General features: G+C 76.1%; 10 protein-coding genes. 9 read left to right on the top strand and 1 reads right to left on the bottom strand.

Annotated elements, in window-relative coordinates; translation table 11 throughout:
* Window positions 1-613 precede the first annotated feature (613 nt).
* From OG199_RS00910 to OG199_RS00875, 8 genes are all read left to right on the top strand, one after another.
* The gene (locus tag OG199_RS00910; protein WP_356365402.1) at window positions 614-811 is read left to right on the top strand and encodes an acyl-CoA carboxylase subunit epsilon; all 198 of its coding nucleotides are present in this window, start codon (window positions 614-616) and stop codon (window positions 809-811) included.
* A 35-nt stretch (window positions 812-846) separates the two neighbouring features.
* Window positions 847-2433 carry an acyl-CoA carboxylase subunit beta gene (locus OG199_RS00905; protein WP_405834378.1) on the top strand — a complete coding sequence of 529 codons (1587 nt, stop codon included), beginning with the start codon at window positions 847-849 and terminating at the stop codon, window positions 2431-2433.
* Between the two features lie 396 nt (window positions 2434-2829).
* Window positions 2830-3654 (top strand): AfsR/SARP family transcriptional regulator, encoded by an 825-nt coding sequence (locus tag OG199_RS00900; RefSeq protein ID WP_356807323.1) that lies wholly within the window; start codon window positions 2830-2832, stop codon window positions 3652-3654.
* A 706-nt stretch (window positions 3655-4360) separates the two neighbouring features.
* Window positions 4361-5215 (top strand): phosphopantetheine-binding protein, encoded by an 855-nt coding sequence (locus tag OG199_RS00895; RefSeq protein WP_405827287.1) that lies wholly within the window; start codon window positions 4361-4363, stop codon window positions 5213-5215.
* An 18-nt stretch (window positions 5216-5233) separates the two neighbouring features.
* Window positions 5234-7462 carry a beta-ketoacyl synthase N-terminal-like domain-containing protein gene (locus tag OG199_RS00890; protein ID WP_405827285.1) on the top strand — a complete coding sequence of 743 codons (2229 nt, stop codon included), beginning with the start codon at window positions 5234-5236 and terminating at the stop codon, window positions 7460-7462.
* Complete coding sequence (locus tag OG199_RS00885; RefSeq protein ID WP_405827283.1) at window positions 7459-8403, top strand: 4'-phosphopantetheinyl transferase family protein; 945 nt, start codon at window positions 7459-7461, stop codon at window positions 8401-8403. The genes OG199_RS00890 and OG199_RS00885 overlap by 4 nt, the downstream gene beginning before the upstream one ends.
* A gap of 120 nt (window positions 8404-8523) precedes the next feature.
* The gene (locus OG199_RS00880) at window positions 8524-10308 is read left to right on the top strand and encodes a class I adenylate-forming enzyme family protein (RefSeq protein ID WP_405827281.1); all 1785 of its coding nucleotides are present in this window, start codon (window positions 8524-8526) and stop codon (window positions 10306-10308) included.
* A 546-nt stretch (window positions 10309-10854) separates the two neighbouring features.
* Window positions 10855-11598: a response regulator transcription factor gene (locus OG199_RS00875; RefSeq protein ID WP_356807332.1), complete on the top strand. Its 744-nt coding sequence runs from the start codon at window positions 10855-10857 to the stop codon at window positions 11596-11598.
* A 345-nt stretch (window positions 11599-11943) separates the two neighbouring features.
* Here OG199_RS00875 and OG199_RS00870 read toward each other — a convergent pair whose 3' ends face one another.
* Window positions 11944-12147 (bottom strand): DUF817 family protein, encoded by a 204-nt coding sequence (locus OG199_RS00870; RefSeq protein ID WP_405827279.1) that lies wholly within the window; start codon window positions 12145-12147, stop codon window positions 11944-11946.
* A 626-nt stretch (window positions 12148-12773) separates the two neighbouring features.
* Here OG199_RS00870 and OG199_RS00865 point away from each other — a divergent pair.
* Window positions 12774-13985, top strand: coding sequence for a helix-turn-helix domain-containing protein (locus OG199_RS00865; protein WP_401808781.1), 1212 nt, complete (start codon window positions 12774-12776; stop codon window positions 13983-13985).
* Window positions 13986-14285: the final 300 nt, after the last annotated feature.

Genomic DNA, 14285 nt, shown 5'->3' with positions numbered 1-14285 from the left:
AGCCGCGGCCGTCCCTCGCCAGCGATTTCCTGGAGCCGTTCTCGAGCGGACTTCCAAGTCCGGTCTCACGCACGCCGTCCGGGGCGCTGGAGGACGCGCGCAGCGCGGCTCGAATCGAACTCCTGATTCCGCCGTCGCCGCACTCCAGACGGTTACCGTCGGCCCTTTCCGTGCGCCCGCGCCGCTGCCGGCGGCATCCGTAATCACCGCCGCGGGCGCCGTCAAGACATCACGTCCGCGCCCCGCCCCGCACCCGCCGCGCACCGGGGGCGCACGACCCGCCCCCGCCGTCCCGGCCCGCCCCGCCGGGCACCTCCCGCCCGCCCCGCCCCCACCGCAACTGGCCGAAGCGTTTCCCCCCAGCCCCGCCCCGCCCAGCCCCCCGCCCCGCCCCGCCCCGCCTCGCCTTGCCCCGTCCCGCCCTGCCCTGCCGCGTCCTGTCCTTGTTCTGCCGCGTTTGGGCCGTGTCCGGCCGCGGCGGCCGCGGCGTGGTGTGCCCGGGCCGTCCTGTGGTCGCGGGCGGCGGCGTGGAGCGCTCTTCGAGCGCAGTGAGAGCGGTCCTTGAGCGCGGTGACCGATGGTGTCCCCAAGGCTGAAGGAGGAGGGAGGAGGTATGGGCACCCCGGACCAGTACGAGCCCGTCCTGCGCGTGGAACGCGGGCGGGCCAGCGAAGAGGAACTGGCCGCACTCACCGTGGTGCTGCTCGCGCTCAGCGCGGGCGGCGCACCCGCCCGCCGGGGCAGGCCGGTCAACGGCTCCCGCTGGTGGAGGAGGCCCCGGGCCTACCGCGGCCCGCGCGGCTGGCAGTGATACGGACCTCGTCCAGAAAGGGACCTGACATGGCAATGACCACTGCCCCCGCCCCCGTCGAGCCGGGGCCGACCGACATCCGCGGCCGCGTGGCGGAACTGCACGCGATCCGTGAGGCGGCCCGGCTGGGCCCCAGCGAGAAGGCGACCGCCGCCCAGCACGCCAAGGGCAAGCTGACCGCCCGCGAACGCATCGCCCTGCTGCTGGACGAGGACAGTTTCCAGGAGGTCGAGCAGCTGCGCCGGCACCGGGCGACCGGCTTCGGCCTGGAGGCCAAGAAGCCGTACACGGACGGTGTGATCACCGGCTGGGGCACGGTGGAGGGCCGTACGGTCTTCGTCTACGCGCACGACTTCCGTATCTTCGGCGGCGCGCTCGGCGAGGCGCACGCCACGAAGATCCACAAGATCATGGACATGGCCATCGCGGCGGGTGCGCCGCTGGTCTCCCTCAACGACGGCGCGGGCGCCCGGATCCAGGAGGGCGTCTCCGCGCTGGCCGGCTACGGCGGCATCTTCCAGCGCAACACCAAGGCCTCCGGTGTCATCCCGCAGATCTCGGTGATGCTCGGCCCGTGCGCGGGCGGCGCGGCCTATTCGCCGGCCCTGACCGACTTCGTGTTCATGGTCCGTGAGACCTCGCAGATGTTCATCACCGGCCCGGACGTGGTCAAGGCCGTCACCGGTGAGGAGATCAGCCAGAACGGGCTGGGCGGCGCCGACGTGCACGCCGAGACCAGCGGCGTGGCCCACTTCGCCTACGACGACGAGGAGACCTGCCTCGCCGAGGTCCGCTACCTCCTGTCGATGCTGCCGCAGAACAACCGCGAGAACCCCCCGCACACCACCGCCCACGACCCGGCCGGCCGGCGCGGCGAGATCCTCCTCGACCTGGTGCCCGCGGACGGCAACCGGCCCTACGACATGACGAAGGTCATCGAGGAACTCGTCGACGACGGCGACTACCTCGAGGTCCACGAGCGCTGGGCCCGCAACATCATCTGCGCGCTGGCCCGCCTGGACGGCCAGGTGGTGGGCATCGTCGCCAACCAGCCGCAGACCCTCGCCGGCGTCCTGGACATCGAGGCCTCCGAAAAAGCCGCCCGGTTCGTGCAGATGTGCGACGCCTTCAACATCCCCATCCTCACCCTGCTGGACGTGCCCGGCTTCCTGCCCGGTGTGGACCAGGAACACGGCGGGATCATCCGGCACGGCGCGAAGCTCCTGTACGCGTACTGCAACGCGACGGTGCCGAGGATCTCGCTGATCCTGCGCAAGGCGTACGGCGGTGCCTACATCGTCATGGACTCCCAGTCCATCGGCGCGGACCTCACCTACGCGTGGCCCACCAACGAGATCGCCGTGATGGGCGCCGAGGGCGCCGCCAACGTCATCTTCCGCCGCCAGATCGCCGACGCCGCCGACCCCGAGGCCATGCGCGCCCGCATGGTCAAGGAGTACAAGGCCGAACTCATGCACCCCTACTACGCGGCCGAACGCGGCCTGGTCGACGACGTCATCGACCCCGCCGAGACCCGCGAGGTCCTCATCCGCTCGCTGGCGATGCTGCACGCCAAACACGCCGACCTGCCCTCCCGCAAACACGGCAACCCCCCTCAGTAACCCCGCGGACCGCCCACGGCACCCGCACCGCCCCGCCCCACCACGCCCCGCCCCGGCACCCGCACCGCACCGCCCCGGCGCCCCCGCACTTCCCGCCGCTCCGCTTTCCGCCCGGTATTCCGCACCAGGAGCAGACCCTGCGGTCTGCTTTGCGGGACGCCGGCCGGTCCCGCCCCGCCGCTCCCCGCCGTACCGGAGGAGGCCGGAACAGGACGGAACCGGCCCGGAGTTGCGCAGGACGCCTGGCGGCCGCCCCTCCCCGGCGGCGTACGGGCCGCAGACGGACGGCCTCTCCCCACCCCCATTAAAACAGCATGACCGGTCGGGTATTGACAGACCGGATGCGCTGTTTTGTAATCGGGGGTGCGGCACGGGACACCGAGCAGGGGAGACGGCGTGGACATCGACGTACTGGGCGCACTGGCAGTGCGGGAGAACGGGGTGTCCATCACCCCCACGGCGCCGAAACCGCGGCAGGTCCTGGCGCTGCTCGCGCTCCGTGCCGACCAGGTGGTGCCCGTCGCGGCCCTCATCGAGGAACTGTGGGGCAACTCCCCGCCGCGCAGCGCCCGTACCACCCTGCAGACGTACGTGCTGCAGCTGCGCGAGCTCATCGCGCAGGCGCTCGAGCACGGCCGCAGCGGCGCCAAGGACGTCCTGATGACCCTGCCGGGCGGCTATCTGCTCGTCTCCGGCGGCGGCAGCAGCGACGTGCGCGAGTTCGAGCGGCTGGCGGGGGAGGGCTACCGGGCCATGGACCAGGGGGCCTTCGCCGAGGCGGCCCGCACCCTGGCCGGGGCGCTGCAGCTGTGGACGGGGGCCGCGTTCGCCGACGTGCAGGCCGGGGCGCAGCTGGCGATGGAGACCCGGCGGCTGGAGGAGAGCCGGCTGTGCGCGCTGGACCAGCGCATCGAGGCCGATCTGCGGCTGGGCCGCCACCGTGAACTGCTGCCCGAACTGACCGTGCTGACCAGCCGTTACCGCACCCACGAGAACCTGCACGCCCAGTTCATGCTGGCCCTGCACCGCTCCGGCCGGCGCAGCGAGTCGCTCAGCGTCTACCACCAGCTGCGCGCCACCCTCGTCAACGACCTGGGCCTGGAGCCCTCGCCGCGGCTGCGGCGGCTGCAGCACTCCATCCAGACGGCGGCGCCGGAGACGGCAGCGGTGCCCGCACCGTTCGACGGCGCGGGACCCCCCGCGCCCGCACGGGCCCGCTGACCCCGCACCGCCCACGCGGCAGCGGCGCGGGTCACTGCCGTGCGGGTCATTGCCGTGCGGGCCCCTGCCGTGCGGGCGGCGGACGTGCGGGCGGCGGCCGTGCGCGGCGGCCGGCAGCAACTGCGCGGGGCCGAAGGGCGGTTCGCCGGCTCCGGACGGACCGGGAGGTCCGGGTGGTCCGGACGGACCGGGCGGCTCGGGTGGTCCGGATGGTCCGCGCGGCTCGGGCGGTCCGGGCAGGCCGGGTGGTCGGCGCGGCCCCGCCGTCCGGGTGGTGCGGCGGGGCGGGTGGTGTGCCGCCCGGCGGCCGGCGCGCGGGCTGCGCGCGGTTGCGGGAGCCGGCCGAACGCGCCGCGTCCGCGGGCCGGAGGGACGGCACCCCTACCCGCGGGACCAGTGGCGCGACTCCCCTGCCCGGACCGCGGGTTGCCTGCCGGACGGGCCCGGCGGGCGCACCCCGCCCATGCCCGCCGGGAGACCGACGCGCGGGCCGGCAGCCGCCGTTGATTGCCGCCGCGGGTACGGGCAGGGATGAGGGGAACCGGGCCGGCGGCTCACTCTTTGGGCGGAGGCTCCGGGCGCCGGCTGGTTCCCGGGAGCCAGTCGCCTTCGGCGGGATCACCACGGCCGGGGATGTGGCGCGAGGGCGGCGGCGCCCACAATGCCAGGACGGCCACCCGGGATCGACCCCTTGGAGACGCCCCTCATGACCTCCGCCCCTCATCCGCACACGGCCTCGCCGACGCCGGCGGCCGACGTGCTCGCCGAGCTCACCGCGGTACTGGCGGGCATGATGCGGGTCGAGCCGCAGACCCTCGACACGCAGGAGTCCTTCCGGCTGCTGGGCCTGGACTCGATGCTGTCCCTCGAGTTCGTCGCGGCGCTCAACGCCCGTTACGGCACCCAGGTCGCGGCCACCGCCCTGTACGACCACCCCACCCCGGAGGCACTGGCCCGGCACGTCGCGGCCGAACTCGCCGCGCCCGGGCCCCTGCCGCACCCCGGCCCCGCCCCGCGGCACGGTGACGGGCGGCCCGACCCGGCCAGAGCCCCGTCCCCGTCCCCGTCCCCGGCTGCGGCTGCGGCTGCGGTGCGCGGTGCGGGCCCGTGGCCCCTCGCGGGACCGGACACCGTCACCGACACCCTGCGTACGCAGCTCGCCGGGATCCTGCACTGCGCCGCGCAGGACATCGACGTGAGCGCGCCGTTCGCCGCGCTGGGACTGGACTCCATCCTGGCCGCGGAGTTCCTGGCCGGCATCAACCGCACCTACGGCCTCAGCGAGCAGACCGACCTGCTCTACGACCACCCCGACCTCGCGGCGATGGCCGCACACGTCACCGCGCAGGTGACGGACACCCGCACCACCGGCCCCGCACCCGGCCCCGCGCCCGCACCCGGCCCCGCGCCCGCGTCCGCGTCCGGGTCTGCTCCCGCGTCCGGCCCCGCGCACCCGCCGCGGGCCGTGGAGATCGACCTGAACGCCCTGCTGGACGCGGTGCGCGACGAGGTGCTCAGCATCGACGAGGCGGCTGCCCTGCTGGCGGCCCGTTCCGCCTGACACGAAGGGCACACGGTGATGGACACCCGCGAGATCCTGACGCGGTTCAAAGGCGGCACCCTGCAGCGCGAGCACGCCGTGGCCCTGCTGGGCGGCGCCGCATCGCCGGCCGGAACGCCGGCGCGGCCTCGCCCCGCGGTGCGGCCCGCGGCGGACCGCGAGCCACCGCCCGGCCCCGGTGCCGGCGGCGCCGAGCCGTGCGCCGTCGTGGGAATGCAGGGCTGTTTCCCGTACGCCGACGACCTGGACGCCTTCTGGCACCACGCCCTGGAACAACACACCCCCACGGCATCACCCCCGCGGGGAGGGGACCGATTCACGGACGGCACACGGGAGTTCGACGCCGGCCTGCTCGCCCTGTTCGGCCCCGACACCGCCGGCGCGGCCGTCCTGGACTCCCGTGAACGCCTGCTGGCGCGCAGCGCGTGGCAGACCCTGGAGAGCGCCGGATACGCCGGAGCACGGACCGACCGGCTCACCGGCCCCGACCACGCGGGGCGCAGCGTCGGTGTCTACCTCGCCGCCGGCCCGGCAGACAACACGCCGACCGGGCACACGCCGACCGGGCACACGCCGACGGGGTACACGCCGGGCGGGCCCGGACCGGCCGGGCGGCTGTCGCGGCTGCTCGACCTGCGCGGGCCCAGCCTGAGCGTCGACACCGGCGCGTCCTCCTTCCTCACCGCGCTGCACCTCGCACTCGGCGCGCTGCGCGCGGGGGAGTGCGAGGCGGCGCTGGCCGGCGCGGTCGAGCTGCCGCCGCGTCCGGCACATCAGCCGCCCCACACCGACACCGGCACCGGCATCCACACCGACACCGGCACCGGCATCCACACCGGCACCGGCACCGGCATCCGCACCGGCACTGACGCCGGCGCGGATGCCGGCGTCGGTGCCGGTGGTGGGGGAGTGGTGGTCGTGCTGCTCAAGCCGCTGTCCGCGGCCCGTGCCGCCGGGGACCGTGTGTACGCGGTGATCCGTGCCGGCGCGGCCGGTCACCCGGGCCGTCTGGGAGCCGTGGCGCACCACGCGCGGCTGGTCGGCCGGGCCCTGGCCGCGGCGGGTCTGACCGCCCCGGCCGCCGATCCGCACGGGCCGGGCACCGGCCCGCGGCCGCATGAGACCGCTTCGCCGCCGTCGGTGCCGGCCGCCGATCCCGGTCCGGAGGGCCTTGGAGCGGGCCTGGTGGTGGCGGACGGACTGGAGGCGCTGGGCATCGCTGTGCGGGAGAGCGCCCGGACGGCGGGCCCGGCGGGTGACACGGGGGGTGACGCGGGGGTGGTCGCCGGTGCGGCCGCCCTGGCCCGTGCCGTGGGGCAGTTGCGCCACGCCACGCTGCTGCCCGGGCCCGGCCGGGCGGCGCCCGCCGTCTGGGAGCCGGCCCGCCGCGACGACGGCACACCGGTGCCCCGCAGGGCCCTGGTCGGCGTGTCCGGGCCGCGGGCCGCGGACGCCGTGCTGGTCGTGGAGGAGGCGCCCCCCGCCCACCGTCTCCCCGCACGGCCGGGCCCGCCGCGGCCCGCCCGCCACCCCGCACACGCGGAACTGGTGCTGCTGTCCGCCGCCACGCCCCGGCAGCTGGCCGCCACCGCGGCGCAGTTCGCCCGCTGGCTGACCGGCGCCGCCGCGCACGGCGGCCCGCCCGGAGCGGACCTCGCCGCGGTCGCGCACGAACTGCGCCTGGGACGCGCGGCCCTGCGCTGCCGTCTGGCGGTGGTCGCCCACACGGTCACCGGCCTGGCCGCACAGCTGGCCGCCTTCGCCGAGCCCGCCGGCCCCGGCCGGCACCCGGCGGGCGTACGCAGCGCCGACCTGCGCGACGCAGGCGACCCGCTGCTGCTCGACGGGCTCGCGGAGACCCGCGCCTACGTGGCCGCCCTGTGGCAGGGCGGCCGCCTCGAACAGCTGACGCGGCTGTGGCTGGCCGGCGCCGACATCTGCGCCGTACTGCCCGCGCACCCCGGCCCCGCGGGGATCGAACTGCCCCCCACCGTCCTGCAACCCCGACCCCGACCCCAACCCCAACCCCAGCCCGAGCTCCACACTCAGCCCCAGCCCGAGCCCGAGCCCGAGTCCGAGTCCGAGTCCGAGTCCGAGTCCGAGTCCGAGGTTCACGCCCGGTCTCAGGTGCGGTTGCGGTCTCAACGCGGGCCTCAGGCAAGGCCGGTGGAGTCCGGCCCGGGCGCGACGGCGTCCGGCGCGGGTGTGTCCGCACCCGATGGCGGCACGGACGGAGTACGGCGGTGACCGCATCCCTGACACCCCCGCCGCCGTCACCGCCGCCGTCGCTGTCCGCGCTCGCGCCCTCGTTCCCGGTCGCGCCCTCGTCCTCGTTCCCGGTGCCGGCGTTTGTTCCGGTGGGCGTCGCGGGTGCGGACGCGGGCACGGACGAGCCGGTCAAGCTGTGGCTGTGTCCCAATGACGGCCTGCCGCCCGCGGTCGCCGGTCTGCTCGCCGCGCACTGGCTGGACGCGCAGGAGCAGAAGACCGCGAGCCGTTTCCTGTTCGAACGCGACCGGCGCCAGTACCTGCTCGCGCACACCCTGGTGCGGCGCGCGCTGGCGCTGGAGGCGGGTCTGGCCGAGGCCGAGCTGGTCATCTGGCGTTCCGCGCGGGGCCGTCCCTTCCTGCGGCCCGCTCCGGGTGAACTGCCGCGCGGCGGGGCCCAGCTGGACTTCAACCTCTCCCACGCGGGCGGCTACAGCCTGCTGGGCATCGTGCGCCGCCATCGCATCGGTGTGGACGTGGAGCGGCTGGAGGACCGGGACGAGCGGGCCATCACCACCATCGTGCGCACCTTCGCCGCCCCGGAGCGGGAGTGGGTCGAGCAGGCGGCCGAGGGCCCGGACCGCGACCGGCGGGCACTGCGGGTGTGGACGCTCAAGGAGGCCTATTCCAAGGCCCGCGGGCTCGGCCTCGGACTGCCCTTCGACGCGTTCGTCTTCACCCTGGACGACGAACGCGGCGTACGCGCCTTCACGCCGCCCGCCGACGACACGGCCCGTCCGTGGCGGTTCGTCGAACTGGAGCCGGTGCCCGGCGTGCTGGTGGCCGTCGCCGTGCCCGCCGACGCGGCCCAGGACCCGGTGCTCCACCTCGGCTACGGCTTCCCCTGGAGCCGCTCGGAGCTTCGCAGTTTCCCGCTGCCCCGGCCGGTGGGGGGCCACCTGGCCGCGGTCCCCGCGTGACTCCCCGGGCCGGTGCGGCGGCCCGGGGGAGTATCTCCAGCGGGCTTCGAAGACCTCTTGAGCCGGGACACCTACCGTGAGGCGTCCGCTGTTCCCGCTGTCTGCAGCCAGGAGGCCACCGTGCCCATCCTCAGGTATCCGCGGAGCCCGCTGGACGACCTGCTGCGGCGGGCCGCGGACCGTGACGGCGACGCCCCGGCCGTGGTCACGGCCGGGGCCGCGGTGACGTACGCCGCCCTGGACCGGGAGGCGGACCGCATCGCCCACTACGTAGGGCGCACCGTCCGCCGGGCCGACGCCGTCGTCGCCGCGGCCACCACCCTCGACACCGCCTTCCCCGCCGTGTACTACGGCACCGTCCGCAGCGGCCGGCTGCTGGCCCTGCTCGACCCGCGGATGGGGCCGGCCGCGCTGCACGAGGTGTGCGCGGCGGCCGGGGCCGAGATCGCCTTCGTACCCGCAGCGCTGGCCGGGCCGCTCGCCGCACTCGCGGACCGGCTGCCCCGGCTGCACACCATCGTGGTGACCGACCCCACGGACCCCGCCGGCCGCCCCGCACCCGTGCGCCCCGCACCGGGCGGCAAGGGATCCGGCGGCAAGGTATCCGGCGGCCGGGTGCCGGACCGCCGGCCGTCCGGAGTCCAGCCGTCCGGTCTCCCGGTATCCGGTCTCCCGGTGCCGGGTGTTGCGGTGCCGGGTGTTGCGGTGCCGGGTGTTGCGGTGCCGGGTGTTGCGGTGTCCGGTGGTCGGGGGGCCTGTGCGGTGGTGGCGCTGTCCGCGGCTCTGGCGGCGGTGCCCGCCACCGGGTCCGTACGCAGGGCGCGGCCCGGTGTGGACGCGGTGGCGTGCCTGCAGTTCGCGCCGGACGGCGGCGGGCGGCTGAGAGGTGTGCGGCTGACGCACCGCAATCTCGTCGCGGGCGCCGCCCAGACCGCCCTGGCCCACCGGCTCGGTGCCGCCTCCGTCGTCCTCAACCATCTGCCGCAGTACCACGCCGTGCACCTCAACTCGGCCGTGCACGCCGGGGCCCGGCAGGTGCTGTGCACAAACCCGGACCCCTTCGGGGCGCTGGAGGAGGCCGAGCGGGCGGAAGCCACCCACTACTACGGGCTGCCCGCCCGGCTGGACCGGCTGGCGGGTGATTCCCGGCTGGCCGCCGGCCGGGCGCACCTGCCCGGCCGGCACCTGAGCGCCATCCATGTCAGCGGCGGCGTACTGGCGCCGGAACGGGCCCGTGCGCTGCGCGACGCGCTGCGTGTGTCCGTTCTGCAGGGCTACGGCCTGACCGAGGTCTGCACGCTCTCCCACCACCAGCCGCCCGGTTCACGCCCCGGTCTCGGCGCGGTCGGGGTGCCGCTGCCGGGCACCGAGTGCCGGGTCGTTGTGCCCGGCAGCACCCGGGCCGCCCCGGTGTGGTCGACCGGCGAGGTGCAGATCCGCGGACCGCAGCTGAGCCCCGGCCCGGCACCGCGGGACGCGGACGGCTGGCTGTCCACCGGTGACACGGGCTACCTCGACGCGGACGGCGGACTGCACCTCGTGGACGCGCACCGCTCCGTGTTCACCTGCGACGACGCGCTGGTCGCGCCCAGCGTGGTGGAGCGGGTCATCGGCCAGGACCCGCGGGTGGCCGACTGCATCGTCGCGGACTGGCCCGACCCGGCGCGCGGCGCCCTGGTCTGGGCCGGCGTGGTGCTGCGCGAGGCGCCCGGCGGTGATGCCCCCGATCTCCTCGACGTCCTCGACTCCGTCGCCGAACAGGCCAACGCCCGGCTCGGTCCCGGCGAGCAGATCCGCCGCCTGGAGGCCCTCGACGCCGTCCCCCGCCGGCCGGGCGGCCGGCCCGCCCGCCGTGAACTGCGCCTGCGGCTGCACGCCCTGGCCGCCGGGGAAGCCGCCGCCTGACCCCACCCCGGCCGGCACCCCGACACGGGCCGCGGCACAACCAGCCCGGGGACAAGAAGACAAAGAGACTTGCAGACAAGGGGACTTGAGGGCAACGGACCCCGGGACAGGAAACCCGGGGAACAGCACACCGGCGCCTCGGCCCGCTGCTTCCGGGCCGGGCAAGCGGCGGGCCGGGCAAGCAGCGGCCCCGACAAGCGGCGGGCCGGGGGACACGGGACCGGCAGGGGACAGCCCCGCGGGCGACGGCCCCGCGCCCGCCGCCCGGAGGAGACCGGGCCGGATCCGCGCATCCCGGCGCCCGCCCGGAGGTCAACGGGCCCGGGACACAGGGCCGGAGAGACCGGAGGCCCAGAGGCCAGGGGCCGGAGACGGAGGCTGGGGAGGCCGGAGGAGGGGGCCGGGCCGGCGGGGTGAGACGTGGTAGCGGACCGGTCGTGGCCCGCTGGAGCGCACCGGACACGGCGCCGCCCGCCGCCTACGGTGACCTGGCGGGACATCCCGGGATCCGGCGGGACGTCCCCGGACGACAGGGAGGAGACCGTCATGGACGAGCGGCACGCCGCACTCCGGGTGCTCCCCGCGCCGGCCCCCGCACACGACGAACACGCCGGCCGTGCCCCGGCCCCCCGGCCCGGCGCGCCGGCCGCCGTGCGGGTGCACGTGGTCGGCGAGGACCCGCTCGCCCGCCGCGGCATCACGGCCCTGCTCGAGGGCCACCCCGGTATCCGTGTCACCGGCGAGAGCGAACCGGGTCCGGAACTGCTGCGCGCGCTGGCCGCCCGGCCGCCGCATGTACTGGTCGCCCACGGCGCGTTCGCGGGTGACCCGCGCGAGGCCCCGGCCCTCGGCGGCGGGGACCTGCCGCTGCTGGTCCTGGGCGGCCCGGCCCGCACCGACCGGGCCGGCCGGCCGGCCGGCGGGCATCTGCCGGCCACCGCCACCGCGGGCCAGCTGGCCTCCGCCGTGGTGCTGGCCGCGGCCGGCTACACCCTCGCGCACGGCCCCGCCCCGGACCTGGCCGGACGCCGTTCCGCCGCCCCGCCCATCCCGCCGATCTCGCCGGTCGGCCCCGACCGGCTGACCGACCGCGAGTGCGAGGTCCTCGACCTGCTGGCCCGCGGCCTGTCCAACGGCGAGATAGCCCAGGCTCTGACCCTGTCCGAGCACACCGTCAAGACCCACGTGCAGAACCTGCTGCACAAGCTGCGCCTGCGCAACCGCGTCCACGCGGCCATCTACGCCTTCGAATCCGGCCTGCGCCCCCCGGCCGCCCGCCCCACCGCCTGACCCGGCCCCCGAACCCGGCCCGCAAGCTCGCCCCCCGAGCCCGGCCCTCAAGTCCGGTCCCGAGCCCGGCCCGCAAGTCCGGCCCTGGAGACCGGACTTCGGGGTCTCGGTCTTGGGCAGGCCGGGCGCGGGAGCGCCGGGCCGGGCGGGGTGACGGGCCCGGCAGATGACGAAGGTGACGCTGATCAGCGGTCGCGGCCAGCAGCAGACCGCCCAGCGGCCAGCGCAGGTCCGGCAGCCGTTCGCGGGTCAGGAAGTTGAGGTACAGGCCACCGGCCAGGACGGCGGTGACACGGGCCCGGTAGCCGGTAGCCGGTAGCCGGTCAGGGCCAGGTCCACCAGCCGTCAGGACCGGCAGACGCAACTGCCCGCCGCGGCGTACATGCCCCCGCCGTACAGCGGCACACCGGCGACCTCGGTCAGCCCCGGCTCCGGGTAACTCCGGGAACCGGCCCGCACCTTCACCAGCTCGAAGGCGAGCCCCAGGACAGGGCAGACGGCGACGACCGCCACCTCACGGGAGGTCTCCCACCCCGGCGCGAAACCCACGCCGGTGAGCACCACCCGTACGCCGGCAGCAGGTCGTAGCGCGCCACCGGCAGCGGCGGGAGCAGCCCCGAGACCGCCAGAGCGCCCAGCAGCGCGCAGGAGAACGCGCGGCAGCGCGCCCGCACCCACGTGCTGTGCGGGACCCGGTGCGGGCGCGGGGCGGCGGGGGACGTGCGGGGGTGTGGCGGGGGCCGCTGTCACCGGGCGGGCGGGGCGCACCGTCTGGGCCAGCCGATGTCCTCGTCGGAGGGGGCGGGCGCCTCTCCGGTGCCCGGTGCCCGGGCCCGGCCGCCGTGTCCCGCGGCGGCCGTCCACGCCGCCCGGTGCGCGCACACCGATGGCCTCATCGTCGACTCCCGGACGTTTGACATGCGCAAGGACTCCGCGCCGGCGGGGTGTGCCGGCCGGATGATGCCGAGCGTGCCCGGCCGCGCTGGAGGAACGCTGGAGAAGTGCACGAGGCGGACGTGAGGCGGACGTGAGAGGGGCGTGAGGCGGGCGTGAGGTCCGCACGAGATTTCCGCCCCCGGCCTGGCAAAGGTTTGCCCGCGTGTTGCCCGGCGCCCTACGCTCGGGGCGGCTCCCGGCGAAACTTTCTTGCCCGCTCACCCCAGGGGATTCGAATCATGCTGCGACAGCCCGCGTTCGGACACCGCCTGAAGAAGCTCCGGACGGCCCAGGGGCTGTCGCAGACGGCCCTGGCCGGTGAGGGCATGTCCACCGGCTACCTCTCCCGTCTGGAGTCCGGGGCGCGTCAGCCCACCGACCGGGCCGTGGGCTACCTCGCCGACCGGCTGGGCCTTGAGGTCGCCGATTTCGAGGAGCCGGTCACCGGCTCGCTGGCCCACGCGCTGACCCTGGCCTCCTCCACCGGTTCCGCGGACGCCATCGAGGCGCTGCGCGCGGCACTCGCCGCCGAGGGCCATGAAAGCGCGGTGCTGCGCTGGCAGGCGCTGTGGCTGCTGGCGAGGGCCGCACGCCTGCAGGGCGATCATGCCGCGGAGCGCGCCCACCTCGGCCAACTGGTCGCGCTCGGCGACGAGGTGGGCCTGGCCGAGCTGCGGGTGCGCGGCCTGACCCGGCTGGCGCGCTGTCTGCGGTCCCTCGGCGAGATCACCCCCGCCCTGGACGCGGCCGTCGCCGCCCACCGGCTCGCCCTGGGCGAGGACCTGGGCGTCGAGGACCGTGCCGCCGCGCTGCTGGCCCTGGTGTCGGTGCAGGCGGAGGCCGGGCAGGTGCCGGAGGCCCGGGTGCACGCCGACGAACTCACCGCCCTGGTCGAGGGCCGCAGCGACGCGCTGTGGGCCGAGGCGATGTGGACGGCCGCCGCCGTGCGGGTGCGCCAGGGCGACCACACCGGCGCGCAGCACTGCCTCGACCAGGCCCTGGAACGCTTCAGCAGCCAGGAGGACCTGGTGCTGTGGCTGAGACTGCGGCTCGCCGCGGGCCGGCTGCACCTGCAGAAACTGCCCGCCGACCCCGCACAGGCACAGCGCTGCGCCGAGCAGGCCGAGGCCGCTCTCACCTTCGTCGGCACCCCCGCCCTGCGCCAGGACCTGACCGCGCTGAAAGCCGATCTGGCCTTCGCCACCGGCCGCTACGACGATGCCCGCGCCCTGCTGGGCGGCCTGGCCGGGGACGAGCCGAGGATGACCTACCGCGACCGGGTCCGGCTGGAGATCCTGCGCCAGCAGCTGCTGATCCTGGGCGGCGACGTCTCCGGCGTGGACGGGCTGCGCACCCTGGCCCAGCAGGCCCAGGCCGACGCCAACATCGACCTCGCGGCGGAGATCTGGCGCACCCTCGCGGACGCCCTCACCCCCGCCCCGCCGGCCTGAGGGCCGTCCCCGCACACCCCCGCACACCCCCAACTTGCACGCCCCCCACCTCGCACACCCCACCTCGCACGCCCCGCCCTGCACGCCCCGCCCCGCACACTCTGCCCCGCACGCTCGCCCCCGCACGCTCATCCCCGCACATCCGCCCTCGTGCGGTGCGGTCCCGGGGTCGGCAGCCGGCGGGGCGGGGGCGCGGCGGGGAATTCGGGTGGCCGGCGCGGCGGATTTCCCGCCGCCCCGGGGGGATTTGCTTTCCCGCCTTTCCGGCTTTTCCGGGTTTTTCTCGATGGCGCCTCGAAT

Source organism: Streptomyces sp. NBC_01176 (genome assembly GCF_045039825.1).
Lineage (GTDB): Bacteria > Actinomycetota > Actinomycetes > Streptomycetales > Streptomycetaceae > Streptomyces.
This window is presented reverse-complemented; position numbering and strand designations above follow the sequence as displayed.